The following is a 23222-nucleotide window of genomic DNA, read 5'->3' as shown; positions in this document are numbered from 1 at the left end:
AGACTGAGCTAATCAATGCAGTTGCCGAGAAGGCAAATCTGTCGAAAGCACAGGCAAAGGCTGCTCTCGACGCTACTCTCAACACAATCAGCGAGGCTCTTCTGAAGGAAGACAAGGTGGCTCTCATCGGTTTCGGCACTTTCAGCGTGGCTGAAAAGCCTGCCCGTACCGGCATCAACCCCCGCACAAAGGAGAAGATCGAGATTCCCGCACGCAAGGCCGTGAAGTTCAAGGCCGGTGCTGATCTCAGCCTGTCGAAGTAATTTCGGCTGAGGTAGCGGGAGGTATGTCGGTGGCCTGCGCCTGCCGGCATGTTTCAAGCCGATCAGAAAAAAAACGCTGTGTCGATCGATATGATGACACAGCGCTTTTTTTTGTGCTTTGCAGTTGCTGACGCCGGGGTGTGGATCTGTGCGGATCAGACGCCGGCGTGAGAACGGTTCAGAGTCCCTGGCGGCGTGATGCGAGATGAAGGTCGTCGAGCTCTGCGGTGATGGCGTCGAAAATGTCGTCGACCGATCCGCTTCCTGCTATGGCGTGGTATTTGCCGCGTTTCATGTAGTAGTCGCGCAGGGGCTGTGTCTGCGAGTGATATACTTTCAGACGGTTGGATATGGTCTGCGGGTTGTCGTCGGCTCGTCCGGTCTGCTGTCCGCGTTTGATCATGCGGTCGATCAGTTCGTTGTCGGCCACTTCGAGTCCGACAACGGCGTCGAGCTGCGCTCCGCGCTTCTCCAGCAGTTCGTTGAGTGCTTCGGCCTGCGGTATGGTGCGTGGGAATCCGTCGAATATTACTCCGTTGGCGGCTTCCGGGTGGTTTTCGATGATGTCGGCGAGTATGCTGATCATCAGCTCGTCGGGTATGAGCTGGCCTTTGTCGATGTATTCTTTGGCGGTTTTGCCGAGCTGGGTTCCTTCGGCGATATGGCTGCGGAGCACTTCGCCGGTGGAGATATGGTGTATGCCGTAACGTTCGATGAGTTTTGCGCTTTGCGTCCCTTTGCCGCTGCCGGGTGCGCCGAATACTACGATGTTGAACATTTGATTGGTGTATGGTGGTTTATTGGGTTGTTATGTCGCGGATGTGGGTAGGTCGCCGCTGTGGACGGTTATGCGTCGGGGCAGCTCTGCGGGTCGACTACCCAGATGTCGGGGAGATTGCGCGCGAGTCCGTCGATGTCGAGTCCGTATCCGATGATGAATTTGTTGGGTATGGTGAATCCTACGTATTCCGGATTGATGTCGTGGCGGCATGCTTCAGGCTTATAGAGGAGTGTCGCTACCTTGACCGAAGCGGGATTCATGGCCTTGAGGTCATCGATGAGTCGGCTGATGGTGGTGCCGGTGTCGATGATGTCCTCCACGACGATGATGTCGCGTCCGGCTATGTCTTCGCTCAGGCCTACAACCTGTTTTACTACTCCGGTGGATGATGTGCCTTCGTAGCTTTTGAGTCGGATGAATGTGATTTCGGCGTCGATCGAGAGCCGGCGGAACATGTCGACAGCAAAAACGGCGGCTCCGTTGAGCACGCAGATCACGAGCGGCCGGAGTCCGTTGTAGTCCGATGACATTGTAGCAGCGATATCATCGACACGCTGTGCGATTGCCGAAGCCTCGATAAATGGCTTAAAAGTCAAGCCGTTGTAGCTTACTCTTTTGTTTTCTGACATTTTAGGAAGTCGTTGTTGTTTCTTACATGTGGGTGCAAAATTAATAAAAATACCATTTCCCGATGCCAGTGTGGTCTGTTAAGTATCTGTTAAAAAAGCGGCGGAAGGCAGCATGTGCCGGCGTGGTGTGCCGGCGTGGCGTATAAAATATTCGTTAATTTGGTGAGAACAACGGGTAAATGTAGTAATTTTGCGGTAGGAAAGCATTTGTATTACCATAGGACTCTATCGAACAGCATAATCTATGAAGATATTCACCACCGAAGATGTAAGAGCGATCGACCGGCGCACCATGGAGGTAGACGGCATCCCGTCGCGCGAACTGATAAAACGTGCGGCTCGCGGCATGGCTGACGAGATCATGGCGAGATGGCGTCCGACGCGTCCGTTCGTCTTTTTTGCCGGTCCGGGCAATAATGGTGCCGACGCTCTGGCGATAGCCACCATAATGATGGGTCAGGGCTACCGTCCGACGGTGTATCTGCTCAATATCGGCGGCCAGATGCTGTCGCTCGACTGCCGGACGTTCCGCGACGAGATGCTTTCGTCGGGCGGTCAGGTCAATTTCATAGAGATCAAGGATCAGCTGAAGCTTCCGGAACTGACGGCCGACACGATAGTGATAGACGGTCTGTTCGGAACGGGTCTGCGCGAGGGTCTTCAGGGTGGTTTCCAGGTGCTGGTGAGGTATATCAACGAGTCGTCGGCCACGGTGGTGAGCATCGACATACCGTCGGGCATGACGGGCGATCTCAATCCCGATGCCATCAACCGCAATATAGTCCATGCCGATCTGACTCTGACGGTGGAGTTTCCCCGCATATCGTTTTTCCTCAGGGATAATGCCGATCTGGTAGGGGAGTGGCGTGTGGTGAAGATAGGCCTCAACAAGGATATCATCAAGTCGACTCCGAGCAGTTTTCATATAGTAGAAGAGGCTGAGGTGCGTCATCTGCTCAAGCCTCGCAGTCCGTTCGTGTCCAAGGCCGATCTTGGTTCGGCTCTTCTGGTGACCGGAAGCTACGGCATGGCCGGAGCTGCTGTGCTGAGCGCGCGTGGCGCTTTGCGTTCGGGCGTGGGGAAGGTGACTGCTCACAGTCCGCTGTGTTGCTACGAGATAATGCAGTCGGCGGTGCCTGAGGCTATGTTTGAGCCTGACGAGCACAAGCTGGTGGTGAGCGGTATAAATCCCCGCCATGACTATTCGGCGATAGGCCTTGGCCCCGGACTGGGCACAAACGAGATGACTTTCAGCGCGCTTGACACTTTTCTGAAGGTGCATAAGCGGCCGGTGGTGATCGATGCCGACGCCCTCAACTGTCTGGCCGCGCGTCCGTATCTGCTGCAGGATCTGCCTGTGCTCTCGGTGCTTACGCCTCATGTCGGCGAGTTCGACCGCATTTTCGGCGATCAGCCGAGCGACTCCGTGCGTCTGATGAAGGCGATGGAGGTGGCTCATACCTATCAGGTGCTGATATTGCTCAAGGGACATTATACGGCTCTCGTGCGCCCCGACAGCAAAGTGTATTTCAATCCTACGGGCACTCCCGCGATGGCCAAAGGGGGTAGCGGCGATGTGCTGACCGGTCTGATCACCGGTCTGATGGCGCAGGGCTACAAACCCGAGGTGAGTGCGCTGATGGGAGCGTATATCCATGGTCTGGCCGGTGAGATGGCCGAAGAGGAGCATGGCGTCTATGGTGTCACCGCAGGCGATATCGCCGCCAATATAGGCAAAGCAATCCAATCGATAATGAAACCCAAAAACGAGATATGAAACACCAACTTACCGCGCTTCTGCTGGCTGCGGCGGCAATGACGGCCGGCGCTCAGACGACACAGAAATTCACTGCGAGCAAGCTCAACGAGTACGGACTGGTCTACAATCTGCCGCTGACGGCGGTGGATGTGACTGTAGAGGCCGAGAAAACGGTGAGCACTCCCGGAGAATTTTATAAATACTGCAGCAAGTATCTGGGTATAAAGCCGATCACGGAGCCGTCGACAGTGTGGACGGTGAAAAGCGTGACGGTCACCACCCGTGGTGTGGCCGACGAGAAGGAGGCATATCTTGTGCAGTTCAAAAACGGGAGTACGCCGTTCATGATCCTTGACGAGCATAATTTTCCGCTGACGGTCAACGACGAGGACTATGAGGTTCAGCCTTCGCCGCAACTTCCGGAGGCAGTGGCCGCTCGTCCGACGATATTGGAGACAGCTGCGGCGCGTCAGGCCATGACGGAGGATATGCTTCGGAGCACTTCCACCGCCAAGCGTGCCGAACTTGCGGCAGCGCGTATCTATGAGCTGCGGCAGAGCCGAAGCGACATAATGTCGGGCAATGCCGATCAGGCGCCTACCGACGGCGAGGGACTGAAGCTTGTGCTGGCCGGTCTGCAGCAACAGGAGGATGCGTTGACGGCTATGTTTACGGGCACGCGACAGGTGTCGACGGCCGTTCGCACCTATACGTATGTGCCCGACGGCGTGGATGACAGCAACAGGGTGACTGTGGGACGTGTGTCGCTGACCGACGGCCCGGTCGATGCCGACGATCTGTCGGGTGTGCCTGTGGTGCTTTCGGTCAATGTGACGTCCAGAGGCAAGATACCGGTCAACGACAAGGGTGAGGAGAAGCGTTTCCCGAAGGGGGGGCTTGCCTATCGTGTGCCCGGATCGGCTTCGCTTCAGATAGAGGTGGAGGGTGAGGTGATGGCCGACGTTGACGCCGGCATAGCCCAGTATGGCATAGTGTTCGGTATCGATCCTGACATGTTTACCGACAAAAAGGCTCCCGCCTACGTGGTGTTTGACGCGCAGACGGGAGCTATACGTGAGATCGGCACACGATAGGAGCCGATCCGTTGCCGGGCGGTCAAGGCCGCCGTTCAGATCAGTTGGCGGGAACTTCGCCGAAGCGGTTGGGCTGCGGCTCTGACGGTGCGGCGCAGAAAACGATGAAGATGATGAGGCCTACTGCGGGGATGAAGTTGATGAACCACCATCCTCCGGCACGGCCTGTGTCGTGGAGACGGCGCCAGCTAACGGCCAGTGTGGGCACGAGCACTGCGAGCGAGAAGAGTCCGGAGATCATCTGGAAGAGCTTGAATCCGGTGATTGCGGCGAGGATGCTGAGCACTACCGATACGGCGGCGCATCCGAGCATCCACCACCAGAATTCGGCGCGCGATGCGCGTCCTTTGAATTCAGCATACTTGTTGATTACACGTTTGACCGCGTCTACAAAGCCGAGCGGTGCGGCCTGATTGAATTCTGCCATAATTGAAAAACGTTTGGTTTATAGCTAAATAAAATTAGATCGGATCAGGATATGAGTGGATGTGAAATCCTGTCATATCCTCGACGCGCTGCAAAATTACAAAATTTTAGTGAAAACTCGTCCTTAAATTCTATAGAAGGTTAAACAAGCTGTAAATCGAAGGGGTAAATCAAGTCTTTTGACTATTTGCGGTATGTTTTTGATGTGATGGTAAGTAACTCTTAAAAATTAGTTGATATTATGAAACTCGTCAGTAACCCATGGTTTGCTGCGGCACTTTTTGATTTTGTCCGGCGTTTTTTACTTTCATCCTCAGTTGTGTAGCTCGCTACACGCCCTCGTCTTCAAGCAAAAACCACTCGAACAAATCTCAAAAATCACTCGCAGCTAATTTTTGCGAGTTACTTAGTGTGTGGCTGGTTAGATTTTGTGTAAGTCGGTCTTAGCGTCGGGCGTCGGAACTTTTGTGGTAGCCGGAGTGTTGGTAATGTGTAAGTTTCAACAATATTATCAAGTTTGCTTTACTATGTTGGCTGACATCATTCCCACCCATCAGGCCGCGCAATGGCTTCTGACTCATATCGACCGTTTGCTTGATCACCTTGGACTCGACAGGGCAAAGGGTGTCGAGGAGTGGGTGTATGTGGCTGTGATAGTGGCTGTGGCGTTGCTGGCGGGCTGGATCGTCAGGCGCTGCATACTGTTTGTGGCCAAGCGATTCGTAAGGCTCCGCGACAGTGCGGCCGGACGGCTCATGCTGGAACAGCATCTGCTGACGAAGTGCAGCCACGTGATACCTCCGCTTGTGGTGCTGGCTCTTCTGCCGTTTGCTTTCGACACGAGTTCGCCGATGCTCCGTCTGTTCCGTCTGGCGCTGTATGTCTATACCGTGGTGGTGGTGGCTATGGCGGTGTGTGCGGTGCTGACATTTGTGTGGACGCGCTTTGACGAGAAGGAGAATACCAACAATCTTCCGCTGAAGGGCGTGTTGAATGTCGGCAAGGGGATAGTGTGGATAATCGTGGCCGTCATCATAGGGTCGCTGCTTCTGGGCAAGACTCCCGGAGCTTTTCTGGCGGGGCTTGGCGCGTTTGCCGCTGCGCTCATGCTTGTGTTCAAGGACACGATACTCGGTTTTGTGGCCGGCATACAGCTGTCGAACAACGATATGCTCCATGTGGGCGACTGGATCGTGGTGCCGTCGACAATTGCCAACGGCATAGTGACGGATGTGTCGCTGACGGCTGTGAAGGTGAGAAACTGGGACAATACCATAGTGACTCTTCCGCCGTATACGCTGGTGTCGACTTCGTTTCAGAACTGGCGCGGCATGTCGCAGTCGGGTGCCCGGCAGATATGCCGTTCGGTCAATTTCGAGGCTTACACTGTGAAGCGGTGTGACGACGATCTGCTTCAGCGCGTTTCGGCCAAATATCCCAAGATGAAGACGTTCATAGACCGCGCGAAGAGTGCCGGCAAGGTAGATTATGATCCGGGCACAGCCGTGGTCAACGGCACGATTGAGACAAATCTCGGTCTGTTTCGCGCGTATATGTGCCAATATCTGCTCGATCATCCGCTGATCGTGACCGACCAGCAGATTCTTGTCAGGCTGCTTGCTCCGACCACTACGGGGATTCCGCTGCAGATATGGTGTTTCACCACTACGGCATGGACCGCCTACGAGGCTGTGCAGAGCGAGATATTCGAGCATATAGCGGCTGTGTGCGGCGACTTTGACCTGCGTCTGTTCAACTATGCCTCGGGCATGGATACGGAAACGGTGGAGATGCTTCCTGCTGACTCACGTTCCTGACCACCTGGCGGATATTTTTGAGTGAGATCGGAGTTGTCGGATGGATCGGAGCGTATCGGATGAGGCTTATTGGGGCGGGGAAGCATAATGGGCGGTAATTTTGGGCGGCGCCAAGGGGAGAGTGCGGTAAAAAATTCGTAACTTTGTGGGTGAATCGAAAAAACGCAGTAACAATCTATACCCACAATGACTTTTGAAGAGCTTGACCTCAGTGATGAAGTGCTCGACGCGCTCTATGACATGAATTTCAGCGAGTGCACCCCAATACAGGAGCAGGCAATACCTATAGCGCTCGAAGGGCGCGATCTGCTGGCTGTGGCGCAGACCGGCACAGGCAAGACGGCGGCTTATCTGCTGCCGGTGATCAGCCGTCTGTCGGAGGGCGATTATCCTTCCGATGCCGTCAACTGCATAGTGATGGCTCCCACGCGTGAGCTTGCGCAGCAGATCGACCGCCAGATGGAGGGTTTCTCTTATTTCCTGCCGATATCGAGTGTGGCCATATACGGCGGCACTGACGGCAAGGAGTTTGCCCGTCAGGAGCGCGGTCTCAAGATGGGCGCCGATATGGTGATAGCCACTCCGGGGCGTCTGCTCGCTCATCTGAGCATGGGTTATGTGGATCTGTCGAAGGTGTCGTTCTTTATCCTCGACGAGGCCGACCGTATGCTCGACATGGGTTTCTACGACGATATAATGCAGATCGTAAGGCAGCTTCCCAAGGAGCGTCAGACGCTGATGTTCTCGGCGACGATGCCTCCGAAGATACAGCAGCTGGCGGCGACGATACTCAACGATCCTGTGGAGGTGAAGATCGCTGTGTCGAGGCCTACCGACAAGATAAGTCAGTCGGCTTTCGTGTGCTATGAGGCGCAGAAGACGGAGATACTGAAGCATCTGCTCCGTGAGCGTCATTCGCAGCGTGTCATAGTGTTTGCCGCGTCGAAGCTAAAGGTCAAGGAGCTGGCGCGCGCGCTGTCGAAGGCCCGAATACGTATAGGCGAGATGCACTCGGATCTTGACCAGACGGTGCGCGAGAATGTGATGCTCGACTTCCGGGCTGGCAATATCGACGTGCTCGTGGCAACGGATATAGTGGCGCGCGGCATAGATATAGACGACATCGCGATGGTGGTCAACTATGATGTGCCATACGAGCCGGAGGATTACATACACCGTATCGGACGCACGGCGCGCGCCAACAGCGACGGTACGGCGGTGACGTTTGTCGGAGAGCGTGATCAGGTGAAGTTCGGCGGCATAGAGCGCTTCCTCGGCTATGAGGTGAAGAAAGAGGATCTTCCCGAGCGTATTGGCGAGGCGCCTCAGTACAGGCCGGAACGTCGCTCAGGCTTAAGGCAGCAGCCGAAGAGTCAGAAGGGACGCAACGGTGGCGGAAATTCGCGCAGGAACGGTGCGCCCAAAGGTGGCCGTAAGAGTTCAGGGGACGCCAGGAATGCCAAAGACGCCGCGATGACAGCCGTCGATAGGCCGTCGCAGGGCGGTGGGGCTGAAGCGGGTGGCGCTAACCGCGGAGTCCGTCGCAACAACGGCCGCCGCAAGTGGCATGGCCGCCGCAAGGGTGGCGACAGCAAGGGCGTCGGAGGTGAGTCAGGGCACGGAGGTGAGTCATGGCAGTAAGAAGTGCCATCAACTCCCGCGGACAGCTCTTAGAGAGTTTTGAATTTAACACGAAGAAATATATATGGACTTCTTTCTATCCTCTCAAAGGTCTTTTCGGGCGATTTGTGTCAGGTTTCATCGGTCACGATGCCCGCATCGCTCCATCCTCAACTGACGCAAATCTCTCCGAAAATCCTCTTTGAGTGAATAGAAGTGAAATTCAAACACTCTCTGAAATCATCAGCAAGACAATATATTGTTGGATTTTCTACCAGTCATTAATATGAGAAAACACTATCTAACGCTCACTGCGGCTCTTATGACTGCCGCGGTGGCACTCACACCAGAAGCGATGTCACAGCAACGCAAGAATCCATTTCTCGTGCCTTATGGCACGCAATTCAACATTCCGCCGTTTGAGAAGATCACCTACGACGACTATCTGCCCGCTATCAAGGAGGGCATAGCCCGCCGCGAGCAGGAGGTGGAGAAGATCACCGGCCAGGCTCACGAGCCGACATTTGCCAATACGGTGCTTGCGCTCGAGAAGTCGGGCGAGCTGCTCAACCGTGTGATGATGGTATTCTCGAGTCTTGACGAGACCAATTCGTCGCCCGAGATGGTGGCCATAAGCGAGGTGGCTTATCCGCTCGTGTCGCAAAGCAGCGACGAGCTGATGATGAACTCGCTGCTTTTCGGACGTGTGGAACACGTGTATGAAACCCGCGACGAAGAGGGTCTGAACCCGCAGCAGAAGAGAGCCGTGGAGGAACTTTACAGGGATTTCGTCAGGTCGGGCGCCAAGCTCAACATGGTGGATCAGATGAAGCTCAAGAAGATCAATTCGCAGCTGACGGAGCTTTATCTGCAGTATAACAAGAACTTGTTGAACGCTACGAACGCTTTCTCGATCGTGGTCGACGATGAGGCGATGCTCGCCGGAATACCGGCAAGCAATGTGGCTGTGGCCGCCGAGGAGGCCAAGTCGCGCGGACTTGACGGCAAGTGGGTGTTCACGCTTCAGGCTCCGAGCCGTCTGCCGCTGCTCCAGTATGCCGACAACCGTGATCTCCGCCGCCGTATGTATGAGGGATACATCAATCTTGCGTCGTCAGGCGAGTTTGACAACCGTCCGGTCATACAGCAGATCGTTAAGCTGCGTGCGGAGAAGGCGCGTCTGCTCGGTTATCCCGACTATGCGTCGTATATGACGGCCAATGTGATGGCCAAGAATCCGGCCAATGCCGAGGGTCTGCTCATGAAGATATGGGAGCCGGCGGTAGAGCGGGTGCATGAGGAGGTGGCTGAAATGCAGGCTCTCTCCGACAAGGAGGGCAATGACTTCAAGATCGCTCCGTGGGATTACTATTACTATGCCGAAAAGGTGCGTCGCGACAAGTATGCTCTCGACGAGGACGAGGTGCGCAGCTATTTCGCTCTCGAAAACGTCAGAAAGGGTATATTCTCTATGGCTGAAAGACTCTATGGAGTGACATTCACCGAACTGCCCAATGCTCCGAAGTATTACGACGAAGTGAAGGTGTATGAGGTGAAGGATCTCAAGGGGCAGCATGTGGCGGTGTTCATGACCGACTATTTCCCCCGTGCTTCGAAGCGCCAGGGTGCGTGGATGAGCGAGTTTCAGGGTGCGTTTGTCGATCCCGACGGCAAGTCGCAGCGTCCGATCGTCTACAATGTTGGCAATTTCTCGAAGCCGGCCGGCGATACTCCTTCGCTGCTGACCCTCGACGAGGTGGCCACTATGTTCCATGAATTCGGCCATGGTCTGCACGGTATGCTGACCCGCGCCAAGCTTCGCAGTCAGGCCGGCACGAATGTCGACCGCGACTTCGTGGAGCTTCCCTCGCAGATCCATGAGCACTGGGCTCTTGAGCCTGAGATGCTTCGCACTTATGCCCGCCACTACAAGACCGGCGAGGTGATACCCGATTCGCTTGTGGCGAAGCTTCAGGCTGCTGCCAAGCACAATCAGGGCTTCATGACCACCGAACTGGTGGGTGCCGCGCTGCTTGATCTGCAGTGGGGCAAGCTGACCGGCGCCGATGCCGAAAATGTCGACGTGAGCGCTTTCGAGAAGTCGGTGGCAGAGCGTCTGGGCATGCCTGCCGAGGTGCAGTTCCGCTACAGAAGCCCTTATTTCCGTCATATATTCGGAAGTGACGGCTATGCTTCGGGCTATTACACTTATCTGTGGGCCGAGGTGCTTGATGCCGACGGCTTCGAGCTGTTCAAGCAGAAGGGTATCTTTGATCCTGCCACTGCGGCCGCTTTCAAGAAGTATGTCCTTGAGGCGGGAGGCACTGAGGATCCGATGGAGCTTTACAAGAAGTTCCGCGGCCGTGAGCCACGCGTGGAGGCGCTGCTGCGCAACCGCGGACTGCTCAAGGACGATGAGCCTGAAAAGACCGATATAAACATGCCCGGCGGCAAGTAAGCCGTCGTTGCGACTGACAAATAAGCGGGGCGCTGCAACTATTTAGGCTGCGGCGCCCTGTCATTTTTTGTCGGTATCGGCCCGGGCGGGTGTCGGTGAGGCCGGTGGCCGGGTGGATGCTTGCTGCCGGGTCTTACTTGCGGCGGTTGCGTTCGCGGTGGCGCAGTGTGAAGTGCAGTCCTATAATGCAGGCGAGGGTGAGGCCGATGACTCCGAAGTAGAAGAGATAGTGGCCGTCGGCCAGCTCCTGCCGGCCTATATAGGCCATCACGGCAAGATATATGAGCAGTAGGATGGGTATGAGCGTGGAGCGTTTCATTGCTGTGGTGTCTGTGACGGTTGCTGCGGTGTGATTTCGGTGCGGTAGGGTGATGCTTCGGGGTCGAAGAGCCCTTGCGTGAGATGTCGGTAGATGACGAGGCATGCCCATGCGTCGATAGCGGCATATCGTTGCTGGGCGGGTGTCAGTTCGGAAGCTTCCCAGTTGCTGAGCCGTTGTCCTTTGGATATGCGCCGGCCGAAGAGTATGCCGTAGATTTTCTGCAGGCTGGTGTCGGATATGCGCCATTGTGTGACGATCTTCTGCAGGTCGATGAATCCGCGTGGCTCGAAGTCGGAGTTGCGGTGCATGACGTGGAAATCGTCCTTGAGCGATAGGCCTACCTTTAGCGTGTCGGCGTCTTCCACAAATTCTTTCATCGGCTGAGAGAATCCGAGTCGGTTGAGGCGGAAGAGAAACGACTCTTCGTCGGTGGACACCTGCATGAGCGCCACTTTGTTGGGATGGCCTTTGCGGAACGACGGTCTGGTTTCGGTGTCGAAGCCCACAACTGGGTGGCGCCGGATTCGTGTCAGCGCTTCGGCTTCGGCCTGGGGAGTGTCGATCACCGTGATGGGCGATGAGTATTCGACAAGCGGCATCGGTGCCAGTTGCTCTTTGGTTATGGTGACTGTAGTGTTGGTGGTTTTCATAAGACTCGGCAAAGTTACGAAAAAAAGCCGGCAACGCGGCCAAAAAAACAGTGGATGGTGGTGGCAGGGGGGCGTGTTTCGGCGCAATGTCAGTGAGCCAGAAAATAGAGAGAGCCATGTGTCATGGCATCTGATTGCTGACACATGGCCCTGTCGGTGTTGAGGCTATCCTGTTGCGGATCAGAGTCCGAGGTCGCGGAATGTGCGCGGTGCGGGCACCTCGGGGAGCGGTTTGCGGTCTTTGAGCTGCCGCAGCGCTTCTTCGATGGCGCGGTTGAGCTGCTGATCCTCACCGGCCTGTTCGCGGATGGGGTCGTTGTCGACGAGTATGTCGGGATCCACTCCGTGGTTCTCCACGATCCAGCGTCCTGTGGCAGCGTCGAAGTTGGTGAAGAACGGCACTCTGACGTCGGTGCCGTCCATGTAGGGAAGGCTGCCGCTGATGCCTACGATTCCTCCCCATGTGCGGGTGCCGATGACGGTGCCGAGTTTATTGGCTTTGAAGCTCCAGGGGAACAGGTCGCCGTCGGATGCCGAGTATTTGTTGATGAGGAGCACTTTGGGGCCTACGTGTGTTCCTTCGGGAATAGTGCCGACTTTGGATGATGTGCGGCTCATTGTCAGTCGGTAGGGTTTACGCATCAGGCGCTCGATGACCATAGGCGATATGTTGCCTCCGCCGTTGGCTCGGTCGTCGATGATGAGTGCTTCCTTGTCGAGTTGCGGATAGTAGTAGCGTGCGAACTCGTTAAGGCCTTCGGGTCCCATGTCGGGGATATAGATGTAGCCTACGCGTCCGTCGGTGGCCTCGCTGACTTTGCGGATGTTGTTCTGTACCCAGTCGTAGTGGTAGAGGGGATATTCGTTGTCAATCGGACGTACGACGATCTTGCGTGCATCCCGGGCTGTAGGGCGTGAGTTGATCTTGAGCTCGGTGAGTTTTCCGGCTTTGCCGATCAGGCGGCTGTAGATGTTGGGGCATCCGGCGAGGTCAACTCCGTCGATGGCAGTGATGTAGTATCCCTCCTTCACGTCGAGTCCTGGCAGCGCGAGTGGCGACCGGAGGTTTTCGCTGTAGGGCGCGCCGGGAAGTATGCGGTCAATGCGGTAGTAGCCGCTCTTGTCGCGCGAGATTTCTGCTCCGAGGAGTCCCATAGGTATGTTCTCGGGGCGTGGCGTGTCGCCGGGATTGACGTAGGCGTGTCCGCAGGCCAGTTCCGATATCATGGCTCCGATCACGTAGTTGAGATCGAGGCGTGTCTTGACGTGGGGCAGAAGCACGGCATATTTCTGCCTTATGGCGTTCCAGTCGACTCCGTGCATGTTTTCGAGATAAAAGCCGTCGCGGAACGCGCGCCATGTCTCGTCGAAGATCTGTGCCCATTCCTGCGGATAGTCGATGACGGCGATCATGTCGGATGTGTCGACGGCTTTGTCGAGCGATGCTTTCGCTGCAGTCAGTGGTGTGACGAAGATGTCGTTGCCTCTGACGAAGGTTGCTGTCTTGCCGTCGGGGCTAACCTCCATCGATGCACGTTCGGCCACGGTCTCCTCTTTTTGTGTGGCGAGATCAAACACTTTGGTGGATCCGCCGCTGTAGTACCAGACGCGGTGGCCGTCGCTGTAGATGTTGGCATACCATGATGTGGGCAGCGGTAGGCGGACAATGCGTCCGGAGATGCCGTCGGGGTCGATGCGTACTGTCGGAGCGTTGGAGGCTTCGGTCTTGGATCCGGTTGCCTTTTCGGGTTGTTCAGCGGTGGCTACAGCCGGGTCGGAGGGGAGAAGCGGCGAAGGGGTGGATGCTTCGAGAAGGGCTATGTAGAGACAGTCCATGTTGCCGTAGGCATGGTTCCATTCGGTGCGGCTGTAGATGGGGTTGAAGTCGCGGGCAGAGCTGAAAATGAGGTAGCGTCCGTCGGAGCTGAACACAGGTGACGAGGAGTCGTACCATTTGTCGGTGACGGCTATTTCCTCGCCTGAAGCGAGATTCATCACGTAGACAACGCTCATGTTGTTGGCGCCGGAGCGTGTGTAGGTGATCCAGCGGCTGTCGGGCGAGTATGCCACGTCGAAGAACTCTCCTTCGGGATTCTGTCGGACGGTGCGTTTCGATCCGCCGGCGGGATCTACCTCCACGATGCGGTTTTTGCGGTCGGTGTAGAGTATGTGGCGCGAGTCGGGACTCCACTGTAGATTTCTGATGTATGTGTCGTTGTCCTTGGTGAGCTGACGCGGTTCGCCTCCTTCGGCAGGCTGTAGCCATATCTCGGTTTCGCCTGTGCGGTCGGAAATATAGGCTATGCTGCGTCCGTCGGGACTCCATGTGGCGTTGCGCTCATTGGCTCCGGGTGTGAGGGTGATGCACCGTGTGACTCCCTCTTTGACTGGGATGTCGAACACTTCTCCGCGTGCGGTGACGGCCATGCGCCTGCCGTCGGGCGAGGTGGAGACGGCTCTGATCAGCGAACCGGCCGGTTTGCGTGCGGTGCGCGCGAAGTTGGCCTCCGGTTTGAGCCGTATATCTATTTTCGATGTGGAGCGCGTGGCCGGATCGAGCTTGTAGAGGTATCCGCCCTTTTCAAACACGATGATATGGCCGTCGGTCGACGGGAATTTCACATCGTAGTCGGTGAAGTCGGTGACTTTCTCTGTAGTGCCGGTCAGTGTGTTGTAGACGAAGAAGTTCATGGTCATGTCGCGGTCGGATATGAAGAATATCTCGTCGCCGATCCACATCGGTATTATGTCCTGGGCCACATTGTCGGTGATGTTCTTGACCGTGGCGGCCTCGGGGTCATAGATCCAGATGTCGTCGGCCATGCCTCCGCGGTAATATTTCCAGTTGCGGAACTCTCTCATCACCCGGTTGTAGGCCATCTTGCGGCCGTCGGGCGAGAAGCTGCAGAATCCTCCTTCGGGGAGGGGAATCTGCTTTGACATGCCTCCTTGGGGCGAGATGGTCCAGAGCCGTCCGTCGAAGCCGTCGGAGATGCGGTTGCGGTAGACGATGCTTTGTCCGTCGGGACTCCATGTCATGACGATGTTGTTGGGTCCCATACGGTCGCCGATGTCATCGCGCGCGTTGGTGGCCGTGTATGTCAGCCGTTTAGGGGTGCCTCCGTCCGACGGCATCAGATACACTTCGGTGTTGCCGTCGTAGTGGCCGGTGAAGGCGATGTGGCGTCCGTCGGGGGAGAAACGGGGGAACATTTCGTATCCTTCGTGGGATGTCAGCCTGTGGGCTTCTCCTCCGGCGAGCGGAGCGGTGTAGAGATCTCCGGCGTAGGTGAACACCACTTCCTTGCCGTTGGTGGACGGAAATCTCAGCAGACGCGCTCCGTCGGGCTGATCCATGGCTTGCAGTCCGTAGCCTGAAACGGCCATCAAGGCTGCCATAGCGATAATTCTCATAATGTCGGTTTATTATGGTGAATGCTTCCCGGCCTGCTTATGGTGGCGGTCAGGCCGGGGTGGGGTTATATTGTCACGCAAATGTAGCGATTTTCCGGCAGGATTTGACTATTTTTGCAGTATGAATCGAAGAAACTTCTGCAAAGCTCTTGCTGCGGTGGCGGCCATGGCGGCTACCGCGCCGGCGTCTGCGGCAGCGATGACCGGCAACTGCGGACGCCGATGCCGTCTGACTGTGGTGAGGCGCATGTGGGTCGAGGATCTGCAGGCCCGTTATCTTGACGATCCCGAGGCGGGGCCGTGTCCGCTGCTCAATCAGGGTCAGTCGTGGCTGATCGACGGTCCGGTAGAGGCGGGTATTCCTCCCCGTGGCATGTGTGGCAGGGCATGGGCGGCTATAGCGCCACGGCTTGCAGAGGCGGCCGGATGCGCCGCTACAGCCGATGGTGGCCCGAGGCTGTTGTCGTGTGGCGATCCTACACGCGCTGTGATATTCAGGGTGGATTATGACCGTGTCTGACCGCCGGATGAGGCCTCGCTGTCGTCGCGGCTGTGGCCTTTTCTTACCTGACGTGTCACGTAGTCGGTCAGATAGACTGTAAACAGGGGGAATATGACCATTCCTACGACAGGGAGCACTACATCGACGATTTTTCCGGCGACTGTGACAGGCGACACATCACATCCGACAGTTGTCATGTTCATGGCCGCCCACCAGAGGGCAGTCCAGTAGGTGTCGACCTGTGGGTTGATGCCGTATTCTTCCTGAAAGAAGATGAGTGAGCAGAAGTAGGTGACCATCACCATTATCACGATGTAGGATAGAAACAGGCTCGATATGGCGTTGGACGACAGGTAGCCTATGACGATCGACATGGCGAGTGCGCCGCGCGCAAGCGGTATGAACCTGACGAAGTAGAGTGCGGTGTCGGACATCTGTATGTCGAGCAGTCCGATGATGTTGAGGTAGGGGATCGACAGTAGCAGGAACACGATGCGGTGGGCTATGTAGCGCCACCGGTCGGGGGCAAATGCGAGTTCGACAAAAAAGTCGATGATGAAGAACACGCATACCCACAGCTGAAATGTCATGTAGGGGCGGCTGTTGAGGAAGTCGACATTGTTGAAGGTGTCGAGAGAAATCCACACGATAAGCATCACCGAGAGCAGAAGCACAAGTGTGTTGAACAGACCGGTGATGATGCTTTTCTCTCTGGCGATCCTGTGCAGACGCTTCAGGCTGGCGGCCGTGGCAGGTGGGGTGGCGGGTGGGTTTATGTTGTCGGCCATAGGTGATTGATTCTTAAAATTATCTGACTCTCACAAAATCAGTAGGAACGTTTTTCATTCTTAACATCGGCTGATCGCGAAAAGTTTTATACTTTTGCATAAGTAACTCTTCCAAACTGTTTGACTCCTATGAAAGGACTTCTTAAATCATCATTAGCTGTGCTTGCGTTGGGTACTGTGGCTGCGCTTACGTCAATGGCACCTTCCCGTCAGGGTTACAAGACTCCGGCCTTGGTCGACACGATCACCGTGAGCGGGTCGTATATCGACCGTCCGATGAAGGTGACTGTGGCTGTGCCCGAGGGCTACGGCAGCGATACGACACGTTATCCGGTGATTTATCTGCTCAACGGTCATGGCGGCGACTATCGCAACTGGCCGCGGCTGGTGCCGGTTGACAGCATAGCCACGCGCTACGGGGCTGTGGTGGTGTGTCCGTCGGGCTTCAACAGCTGGTACTGGGATAGCCCTGTGAAGCCCGGTATGCAGATGGAGAGTTTTTTCATTAAGGAGCTTGTGCCGGCCATCGATTCGATGTACCGCACCATACCTCAGGCTCAGAGCCGTGCCATCACGGGTTTCAGTATGGGAGGTCACGGAGCTTTGTGGCTCGCCATACGCCACAGCGATGTGTTCGCTCATGCGGGAGCCAGTTCGGGCGGGGTGGATATCAGGCCTTTCCCAAAGAGCTGGGGTATGCATGGGTTGCTTGGCAAGCAGTCGGAGAACAGGGAGCGGTGGGACCGCCACACGGTGATAAATCTCGTCGATTCGCTAAAGCCCGGTCAGATAAACATCATATTTGACTGCGGTACGGAGGATTTCTTCTATAAGGTCAACTGCAGCCTTGACAGCGCGCTCAATGCCCGGCGCATTCCTCACATTTATCTGACTTCGCCGGGTCAGCACAACGGGCAGTATTGGAAGCGAGCCATATATCCTCAGCTCGATTTTTTCGGTCGGGTACTGCGTCGATAAAGATGTTTAACATGCCGGTGCGGCGTTCTTGCCCAGCTGACTGCTAATTTTGCCGTTGAAAGCCATGGTGGCTTTCCCCGAAACCCGAGCATGCGGACTGATGGCACAGAAATAGAATATGCGGGATGAAAGCGTGCTCCAAAAAATTTAAGGATATGGCATTCATTATTGCGATTTTATGTGTGTTCGGCTGGCTCGGTCAAGCTCTCAAAGATGGTGCGGATATAAACTGACGTCGTGATCGGCATAGTTTTATGGGTGATATTGATACTGGTTATCGTATCATTAGTATGCCCGGGATTCTGGACGGCTCTTCTGGTGATTTCGGCATCAGTGGTCGGAGTGATGTGGCTGATAAAATGGATATTCTCTGTTATAACAAGAAAGGGATAGTATGTCGTTATGGAATTTGATAGGCGGTTTTGCCGCTATGTCGATGATGCGCAAGTGGTTTTCGGGAAGGTCGGACTGCGTGTCGGCGCAGCCGGGAAGCGAATATGGCAGTGGGATACGCGATACGTCGTATCATGCGCGGATCGCCGAGCTTGAGCATCAGATCATGGAATCGAAACGCCGTATAGCCGAGTATCAGAAGGTGATCGATGACAGCCGTGCGGCATCGGGATATGACGATTGTGACGTGGACGAGCTTCAATGCCGCATCGACGAGCTTGAGAAAAGTCTTTATGACTGCGATGTGATGTCGGATCGCTACGACATGATTCAGGAGGAGATCGAAATACTTCAGCATCGGATCAATCAGATAGAGGATAGCCGGGATGATGATACATATTGCAGCGAAGATGACGATACATACAGCGGTATATGTCAGCTTTATGATGATCATCATTACGATTATGACGATCACTGCTACGATGATCATCAGCTCTATGACGATCACCACTATGATGACAGGTGATCCGGTGTGTTATTGATGTCGGGGTGATGCTCCTTGTCAGCATGATGAAAACAAAAGCACTGTGTCACAAACGATATGTGACACAGTGCTTTTATTTATGGTCGGGGGTATGATTCCCTTGGTGGCTTGGGTCAGTCGGCTTTGAGTTTGTCCTTGACTGCATCGGTGGCTTTGTTGACTGCGTCGGCAGTCTTGTCGGCTGCTTTGCCTACTGCGTCGGAGGCCTTTCCGGCGGCGTTTTCAACGGCGTCGGTGGCTTTGTCGACTGTCGCTGATGCCTTGTTGCTGATGGTCTGCTTGGCAGCGTCGATCTTGTTGCCTACGGAGTCGGTCACAGCCTGCTTGGTGCTGTCGGCGGTTTCGCCTACTGCTGATTCAACCTTGTCGAGCGCAGACTCTGCCGAGGTGAGCATAGTGGCGAGTGCGGGTGCTTTCTGCTTGACAACGGGTTCGATCTTGGCCAAGAATTCCTTGGCCTGCTCGATCTTGCCCTCGCTGACGAGTGTCTGCGCATAGGCCTTGGCCTGATCCACGTAGGCTTTCAGGGAGTCGGTGTTGGTGCAGTTCTCGATTTTGGCCATGATACCGCCGTCTTCCTTGTCGGCCTGCTGTTTGCCGGTACATGCTACCATAAGCGCTACGGTCGCAACAGCCACAGAGAGAATCAATTTTCTCATAATCTATAAGAAGTTAAGTTTGGTTACACGATATAAACCAATGGCCATTGAAAAAAGTTCGGCGGATATAAAACGAGGGGCTCAGAATTTATAGGAGATGCCTATCGAGGGGGCGAATGCGTGCACTCGGTAGTCGGCCTTGAATGTCTTTTGGGCGGGAAGCTGCAGTTGTGGGAACATCTGTCCGACCGATGCGGCCAGCAGATCGGGATATGTACATGAGGCTCCGTCTTTGCCCAGTCCGGCGATATACATGAATGCGAGGTCGATTGAGAGATGTTCGATGGGTCGGAAGGAGAATCCGACAGTAGGCTCAATTTTGGTCATGCCGGGTGTCTCGGGGTTGTAGTGGTTGATGTCGACGGGATCGGTGTCGACCATCAGTCCGGCACGGATGTCAAACCGGTGTGTGAGCGCATACTGTGCTCCGGCCTTGAATGCCCACGAGTTGTGGTAGTTCTTGACGATATGCTGGTTGTAGGCGCTTGCGATGTCGTTGAGAAACTCTATGTCGAGGCTTTTGTAGGTGTTCCATCCTGTGAGCTGTGCGTCGAGCGCGAGTGTGAGGCGGTCGGTGGGACGGAAGCTTACTCCCATTCCGAGCACGTAGGGTGCGGGCATTGATGCCTTGAAGTTGGCGGCGTTGATCATGTTGAGCCGGTCCTCAAGCACTTTTTCGGCCACTTCGTTGGCATAGCTTACAGTGGCGTCGCCTTTTTTGACGGTCATGGTCATGCGTGTGCGGAACGAAGCTCCGAGAGTCCACCGGTCGTTGATGTCGTACATCACGCCGATGTTTGCTCCGAATGCCATCTGCGACGTGCCTTTGAGTCCGACCGATGCGGGCGATGTGTTGCCGAAGCGGTAGTCGGCGGGGAGTCCGAGCATGTTGGAGAGTCCGGCTCCGAGAATATGGTCGAATGTCGATGCGCTGACGAGCGCTTTGTGGAGGTCGACGTTGCCCCATGTCATCATGAGTCCGGCGCCTACCGACAGGCGTGGTGTGATGCGCCATGCCAGGGTGGGCTGTATGGTGAACATGCGGAGATCAACCGAACTGTTGAGCACGGCGCCGGGCCAGTCGCGACCCCAGTCGATGGAGCTTCCGTAGGGTGTATAGAAGGCTACTCCGGCCTGAAGGTTGTCGTAGATGCGGAATGATGCGTTGAGTGCTATGGGTGTCGAGATGCCGTTGTCGGTGTGGTATTTCTGTCCGTCGTGTATTGTGGTAGCGTCGGCCTTGATGCCTGTGATGCTGCCTGTAAAGTCAAATGTGGTGTTGGCGAAGCCCATTCCGGCCGGGTTGAATATCATGCTTTCCGCGCCGAGGTGCAGTGCCGTGCCGGTATGTCCCATGCCAAGCTGCCGTGCGCTGAGTGTGTTGATCTGATAGCCTTCGGCTTTAGCTGTCATGCCGATGCACAGCAGGGCAGCCAGTGCGGTTGCGGTCCGTTTAATCATTCTGTTCTGTGTTTTTTTATGAATAATGGCCGCAAAGTTACTCATTTTTGCCGACACCAGCATCAGAGCCATGCATTTTGGCGTTCTCTGACGGCGACGGAGTCGGAGAGTATGCGCAGAAATTCCTGCATGGATCGTTTGCGGTATGAGTCGGTCAGCAGGTGTACGCATCCGGTCATGGTGTTGTCGGGGATGTCGAGGGGGATCGCTTTTACTCCGGCAATGTTGTGTATGGTGGCTTCGGCCAGTATGGTGACAAGGTCGGTCTGTCCGATAAGTCGTAGGAGTATGTTGACTTCGTTGAGTTCGATCCTCACTCTCATGCCGGTGAAGTATGATGCCACGCTGTCGAATGCGTTGCGTGCCTGGAGTCCTCTGGCGGGGAGCGCGAGGTCGTAGGGCTGCAGGTCGTGGAGCGACAGGCGTGAGTGCGAGGCCAGCGAATGGGTGGGCCGCACTATGGCTGCCAGATAGCTCTGGAAAAGGATGTGTGATTCCACTCCCTCTGCGGGCTGCAGCGGTCGGAAGGCGAGTGCGAAATCCACTTCGCGTCGTCGCAGGGCTTCCATCAGCTCCGACATCGGTTTGTAGAGCACGTTGAGTTTTATGCTGGGATACATTTTCATGAATGTGACGATGCTTTCGGTAAGTATCGGGCTGAAGGAGTAGGTGACTCCGATGTTGAGTGTGCCGCATTTCATGTCGGAGAGATCGTCGATGCGTGATCGGCAGTCGTCGGCCGCGGAGATTGCTTTGCGTGCGACAGGCAAGAGCTCGCGGCCCGCTTCGGTGAGGGCTACGCTGTGGCTTGTGCGTTCGAACAGCAGTGTGTCGAATTCGTTTTCGAGCTGTTTGATCTGTTGCGAGAGGGTGCTTTGTGTGATGCAGAGCGAGCGTGCGGCCTCAGAGAAGCTGAGGCATTCGGCCAGTCTGACGAAGTATCTGATCTGTCGTAATTCCATTATGTGGCAGGTGTGTGTGGCTGTTGGTGATGAACGCTTATTGTCGGTTCTTTTCAAAAGTAACAAAAAAGAGTCTATCTTGTGGCCTGAAACGATATTTTTTTGAATATGAATATCGGGAGTGTGGCTCCGGTGACCATGGCTATAAGCACAGCCATGCATACGAATCCGTTGCTTGCGGCCTGATAGAAGTAGTAGCCGAACGTGTCGGGGTTGTCGTTGAGCACGCATACGGCCAGTGCGCCGAACGCCCGATAGGCATACATGCCCGGAATCATGGGCAGCAGCGCCGGGAAGAAATAGGCTTCGGCGGGAGTGCGGGTTCTTGAGGAGATCATCACGGCTATGAGTCCGATAAGGAACGACGCCACGAGGCTTGCCCAGAAGATGTGAAATCCGGGCACTGGGCGCATCATGAGCAGGTAGCGTAGCGAGTGGCCGAGTGCGGCGATGGCCGCGCAGTAGGGATAGGCGCGTAGCGGCAGCCGGCTTATGGAGGAGAATCCTATGGCTGCAAGCGCGGCGAAAAACGCGTCGGACAGTATATCGATATCCATGATTGTCGTGTATGTGTTGCTTAAAACATGCCTACTCCCATCACTATCATTCCGGCGCACAGGCCTATCGACAGGCAGGCGGTGAGCACTGTGGCGTCCATGAGTCGTCCGAACGAGCAGATGTAGAACCGGTGGAGCATGTCGCTGAACGAATTCAAGAACGGTACGCCGGGTACGAGATAGAGTATGCTGGTGCCGATGGCGATCTGTGGCGTATCGCCCAGATTGAAAAGATAGCTGCTCGCTCCGATCACTGCCGATGCGAAGGAGCATAGGAGGAAAGTCAGCCTGAGGTCGGCGCGCATTGATGTGAGCCACATTTTGAGGTTGTAGCCGGCAAGGGTGGCCATGAATACTACAGCCATCGCCTGGATGTCGCCTCCGAAGAGTCGGCAGAACGATGCGTTGGCAAGCGCTACGAGCGGTGGGACGACCCATGTGTGGCGCGGGCGGTCGTTGACGATGATGTCAAACATGCGTCGCGCGCGTCGGATGTCGATTCCTGTGTCGGCTATGCGCCAGCTGAGGGTGCTCAGCCGGGTGATGGTGTCGAAGCTGGTGGCTCCTTTTGCGGTGGCGATCGAGGTGAATACTGTCCGGTCGTTTCGGTCGACTATATATATGTGGACATGATGCGGCGATATGGTGATCTCCACATCCTGTCCGTAGGCGGCGGCTATGCGTTTGAGGTTTTTCTCAAGCCTGATGCATGTGGCTCCGCAGCCGAGCAGCCATCCGGCGTAGTCGGTGAGCAGATCTCTTACCATGGTCGTGCGGTGGTCTGTGGTGGTGTGGTCCGGTTGTTCAGCAGTCTTCATAGTCACGGCTATTGTCGTAGGTCGGACGGTCGCCTGGCACGAAGAATTCGTCGCGTTCAGAACCGATTTCCACTATATGCAGGTGTTTTCTGTGGCGGTGGCAGCGGTGACGGTGGCAGACTATCGCGGTTCTTACGATAAAGAGGATAATAAGTAATGCTGCCAGTGCAGCCCATGTGATCAACGGTCGATACATGATATTGTAGTTTTTATATGATTAATAACATCGGCTGCCGGCTTTTAGAGATTGTCTAAAATTCATATCACTTTGCTTTTGAGAGTCTTTCCAGCGTCTTTTTGTTTGCTCCTCGGTCATGTAGCTACGGC

At 55.5% G+C, this 23222-nt stretch carries 22 protein-coding genes; 9 read left to right on the top strand and 13 right to left on the bottom strand.

Translation table 11 applies throughout. From position 1 onward, the window contains the following. A partial coding sequence (locus C5O24_RS03430; RefSeq protein ID WP_107681447.1) for an HU family DNA-binding protein occupies positions 1-263 on the top strand: 263 nt, incomplete at its 5' end. A 178-nt stretch (positions 264-441) separates the two neighbouring features. Here C5O24_RS03430 and C5O24_RS03425 read toward each other — a convergent pair. Next, entirely contained in the window at positions 442-1041 is a 600-nt protein-coding gene (locus C5O24_RS03425) for an adenylate kinase (protein ID WP_107035281.1), read from the bottom strand. Between the two features lie 68 nt (positions 1042-1109). After that, positions 1110-1673, bottom strand: a complete 564-nt coding sequence (hpt, locus tag C5O24_RS03420) for a hypoxanthine phosphoribosyltransferase (RefSeq protein WP_107035280.1) — start codon at positions 1671-1673, stop codon at positions 1110-1112. Positions 1674-1917: 244 nt separating this feature from the next. On the opposite strand from hpt, the gene C5O24_RS03415 reads away from it, so the two are divergent. Then, positions 1918-3450: an NAD(P)H-hydrate dehydratase gene (locus C5O24_RS03415; protein ID WP_107035279.1), complete on the top strand. Its 1533-nt coding sequence runs from the start codon at positions 1918-1920 to the stop codon at positions 3448-3450. Further along, positions 3447-4526 (top strand): DUF4831 family protein, encoded by a 1080-nt coding sequence (locus C5O24_RS03410; RefSeq protein ID WP_107035278.1) that lies wholly within the window; start codon positions 3447-3449, stop codon positions 4524-4526. Before C5O24_RS03415 ends, C5O24_RS03410 begins: the two co-directional genes overlap by 4 nt. Before the next feature lie 40 nt (positions 4527-4566). Here C5O24_RS03410 and C5O24_RS03405 read toward each other — a convergent pair whose 3' ends face one another. After that, positions 4567-4953: a DUF805 domain-containing protein gene (locus C5O24_RS03405; protein ID WP_107035277.1), complete on the bottom strand. Its 387-nt coding sequence runs from the start codon at positions 4951-4953 to the stop codon at positions 4567-4569. Between the two features lie 526 nt (positions 4954-5479). Between C5O24_RS03405 and C5O24_RS03400 the strand changes: the two genes are divergently transcribed. From C5O24_RS03400 to C5O24_RS03390, 3 genes are all read left to right on the top strand, one after another. Further along, entirely contained in the window at positions 5480-6769 is a 1290-nt protein-coding gene (locus C5O24_RS03400) for a mechanosensitive ion channel family protein (RefSeq protein ID WP_161553788.1), read from the top strand. Between the two features lie 186 nt (positions 6770-6955). Then, a complete protein-coding gene (locus C5O24_RS03395; RefSeq protein WP_107035275.1) occupies positions 6956-8410 on the top strand; it encodes a DEAD/DEAH box helicase in 1455 nt (484 codons plus the stop codon). Between the two features lie 265 nt (positions 8411-8675). Beyond that, positions 8676-10847, top strand: a complete 2172-nt coding sequence (locus tag C5O24_RS03390) for a M3 family metallopeptidase (protein WP_237612978.1) — start codon at positions 8676-8678, stop codon at positions 10845-10847. Positions 10848-10980: 133 nt separating this feature from the next. Here C5O24_RS03390 and C5O24_RS03385 read toward each other — a convergent pair whose 3' ends face one another. The 3 genes from C5O24_RS03385 to C5O24_RS03375 form a co-directional block, all read right to left on the bottom strand. Beyond that, the gene (locus tag C5O24_RS03385; RefSeq protein ID WP_107035274.1) at positions 10981-11166 is read right to left on the bottom strand and encodes a hypothetical protein; all 186 of its coding nucleotides are present in this window, start codon (positions 11164-11166) and stop codon (positions 10981-10983) included. Beyond that, positions 11163-11819, bottom strand: a complete 657-nt coding sequence (locus tag C5O24_RS03380) for a 3'-5' exonuclease (protein ID WP_107035273.1) — start codon at positions 11817-11819, stop codon at positions 11163-11165. Before C5O24_RS03380 ends, C5O24_RS03385 begins: the two co-directional genes overlap by 4 nt. Positions 11820-11999: 180 nt before the next feature. Then, positions 12000-15218, bottom strand: a complete 3219-nt coding sequence (locus tag C5O24_RS03375; RefSeq protein ID WP_237612980.1) for a S41 family peptidase — start codon at positions 15216-15218, stop codon at positions 12000-12002. 136 nt (positions 15219-15354) lie between these two features. Between C5O24_RS03375 and C5O24_RS03370 the strand changes: the two genes are divergently transcribed. Beyond that, positions 15355-15753 (top strand): TIGR04076 family protein, encoded by a 399-nt coding sequence (locus tag C5O24_RS03370; protein ID WP_161553787.1) that lies wholly within the window; start codon positions 15355-15357, stop codon positions 15751-15753. Here C5O24_RS03370 and C5O24_RS03365 read toward each other — a convergent pair. Further along, positions 15738-16523, bottom strand: a complete 786-nt coding sequence (locus C5O24_RS03365; protein ID WP_107035271.1) for a potassium channel family protein — start codon at positions 16521-16523, stop codon at positions 15738-15740. The two genes, C5O24_RS03370 and C5O24_RS03365, sit on opposite strands and share 16 nt — an antisense overlap. A gap of 129 nt (positions 16524-16652) precedes the next feature. Between C5O24_RS03365 and C5O24_RS03360 the strand changes: the two genes are divergently transcribed. Both C5O24_RS03360 and C5O24_RS03355 read left to right on the top strand, forming a co-directional pair. Next, complete coding sequence (locus C5O24_RS03360; protein WP_107035270.1) at positions 16653-17501, top strand: alpha/beta hydrolase; 849 nt, start codon at positions 16653-16655, stop codon at positions 17499-17501. Positions 17502-17931: 430 nt separating this feature from the next. Beyond that, positions 17932-18420 (top strand): hypothetical protein, encoded by a 489-nt coding sequence (locus C5O24_RS03355; RefSeq protein ID WP_107035269.1) that lies wholly within the window; start codon positions 17932-17934, stop codon positions 18418-18420. Positions 18421-18551: 131 nt separating this feature from the next. Here C5O24_RS03355 and C5O24_RS03350 read toward each other — a convergent pair whose 3' ends face one another. The 6 genes from C5O24_RS03350 to C5O24_RS13755 all read right to left on the bottom strand — a co-directional run bounded on the left by C5O24_RS03350 (position 18552) and on the right by C5O24_RS13755 (position 23091). Beyond that, a complete protein-coding gene (locus tag C5O24_RS03350; RefSeq protein ID WP_128702155.1) occupies positions 18552-19097 on the bottom strand; it encodes a hypothetical protein in 546 nt (181 codons plus the stop codon). Between the two features lie 81 nt (positions 19098-19178). Then, positions 19179-20558 carry an OmpP1/FadL family transporter gene (locus C5O24_RS03345; RefSeq protein WP_161553786.1) on the bottom strand — a complete coding sequence of 460 codons (1380 nt, stop codon included), beginning with the start codon at positions 20556-20558 and terminating at the stop codon, positions 19179-19181. A 62-nt stretch (positions 20559-20620) separates the two neighbouring features. Next, positions 20621-21520 carry a LysR family transcriptional regulator gene (locus C5O24_RS03340; protein ID WP_107035266.1) on the bottom strand — a complete coding sequence of 300 codons (900 nt, stop codon included), beginning with the start codon at positions 21518-21520 and terminating at the stop codon, positions 20621-20623. Positions 21521-21594: 74 nt separating this feature from the next. Beyond that, positions 21595-22077 (bottom strand): threonine/serine exporter family protein, encoded by a 483-nt coding sequence (locus C5O24_RS03335; RefSeq protein WP_107035265.1) that lies wholly within the window; start codon positions 22075-22077, stop codon positions 21595-21597. 20 nt (positions 22078-22097) lie between these two features. After that, positions 22098-22895 (bottom strand): threonine/serine exporter family protein, encoded by a 798-nt coding sequence (locus C5O24_RS03330; protein WP_107681445.1) that lies wholly within the window; start codon positions 22893-22895, stop codon positions 22098-22100. Further along, positions 22882-23091: a hypothetical protein gene (locus tag C5O24_RS13755; protein ID WP_133165447.1), complete on the bottom strand. Its 210-nt coding sequence runs from the start codon at positions 23089-23091 to the stop codon at positions 22882-22884. Before C5O24_RS13755 ends, C5O24_RS03330 begins: the two co-directional genes overlap by 14 nt. Positions 23092-23222 lie beyond the last annotated feature (131 nt).

The sequence above is a fragment of the Paramuribaculum intestinale genome, assembly GCF_003024925.1.
GTDB lineage: Bacteria > Bacteroidota > Bacteroidia > Bacteroidales > Muribaculaceae > Paramuribaculum > Paramuribaculum intestinale.
Note: the sequence above shows the minus strand (reverse complement) of the source record. Positions and strands in the feature narration are given on the sequence as shown.

Excerpts from the sequence above, each read along its gene's own strand:
- C5O24_RS03375 (WP_237612980.1), bottom strand. The coding sequence starts at position 15,218 with ATGGCAGCCTTGATGGCCGTTTCAGGCTACGGACTGCAAGCCATGGAT.
- hpt (WP_107035280.1), bottom strand. The coding sequence starts at position 1,673 with ATGTCAGAAAACAAAAGAGTAAGCTACAACGGCTTGACTTTTAAGCCA.
- C5O24_RS03330 (WP_107681445.1), bottom strand. The coding sequence starts at position 22,895 with ATGAAGACTGCTGAACAACCGGACCACACCACCACAGACCACCGCACG.
- C5O24_RS03405 (WP_107035277.1), bottom strand. The coding sequence starts at position 4,953 with ATGGCAGAATTCAATCAGGCCGCACCGCTCGGCTTTGTAGACGCGGTC.
- C5O24_RS03360 (WP_107035270.1), top strand. The coding sequence starts at position 16,653 with ATGAAAGGACTTCTTAAATCATCATTAGCTGTGCTTGCGTTGGGTACT.
- C5O24_RS03335 (WP_107035265.1), bottom strand. The coding sequence starts at position 22,077 with ATGGATATCGATATACTGTCCGACGCGTTTTTCGCCGCGCTTGCAGCC.
- C5O24_RS03340 (WP_107035266.1), bottom strand. The coding sequence starts at position 21,520 with ATGGAATTACGACAGATCAGATACTTCGTCAGACTGGCCGAATGCCTC.
- C5O24_RS03380 (WP_107035273.1), bottom strand. The coding sequence starts at position 11,819 with ATGAAAACCACCAACACTACAGTCACCATAACCAAAGAGCAACTGGCA.
- C5O24_RS03425 (WP_107035281.1), bottom strand. The coding sequence starts at position 1,041 with ATGTTCAACATCGTAGTATTCGGCGCACCCGGCAGCGGCAAAGGGACG.
- C5O24_RS03410 (WP_107035278.1), top strand. The coding sequence starts at position 3,447 with ATGAAACACCAACTTACCGCGCTTCTGCTGGCTGCGGCGGCAATGACG.
- C5O24_RS03400 (WP_161553788.1), top strand. The coding sequence starts at position 5,480 with ATGTTGGCTGACATCATTCCCACCCATCAGGCCGCGCAATGGCTTCTG.
- C5O24_RS03395 (WP_107035275.1), top strand. The coding sequence starts at position 6,956 with ATGACTTTTGAAGAGCTTGACCTCAGTGATGAAGTGCTCGACGCGCTC.
- C5O24_RS03390 (WP_237612978.1), top strand. The coding sequence starts at position 8,676 with ATGAGAAAACACTATCTAACGCTCACTGCGGCTCTTATGACTGCCGCG.
- C5O24_RS03415 (WP_107035279.1), top strand. The coding sequence starts at position 1,918 with ATGAAGATATTCACCACCGAAGATGTAAGAGCGATCGACCGGCGCACC.
- C5O24_RS13755 (WP_133165447.1), bottom strand. The coding sequence starts at position 23,091 with ATGTATCGACCGTTGATCACATGGGCTGCACTGGCAGCATTACTTATT.
- C5O24_RS03355 (WP_107035269.1), top strand. The coding sequence starts at position 17,932 with ATGTCGATGATGCGCAAGTGGTTTTCGGGAAGGTCGGACTGCGTGTCG.
- C5O24_RS03350 (WP_128702155.1), bottom strand. The coding sequence starts at position 19,097 with ATGAGAAAATTGATTCTCTCTGTGGCTGTTGCGACCGTAGCGCTTATG.
- C5O24_RS03345 (WP_161553786.1), bottom strand. The coding sequence starts at position 20,558 with ATGATTAAACGGACCGCAACCGCACTGGCTGCCCTGCTGTGCATCGGC.
- C5O24_RS03365 (WP_107035271.1), bottom strand. The coding sequence starts at position 16,523 with ATGGCCGACAACATAAACCCACCCGCCACCCCACCTGCCACGGCCGCC.
- C5O24_RS03370 (WP_161553787.1), top strand. The coding sequence starts at position 15,355 with ATGAATCGAAGAAACTTCTGCAAAGCTCTTGCTGCGGTGGCGGCCATG.
- C5O24_RS03385 (WP_107035274.1), bottom strand. The coding sequence starts at position 11,166 with ATGAAACGCTCCACGCTCATACCCATCCTACTGCTCATATATCTTGCC.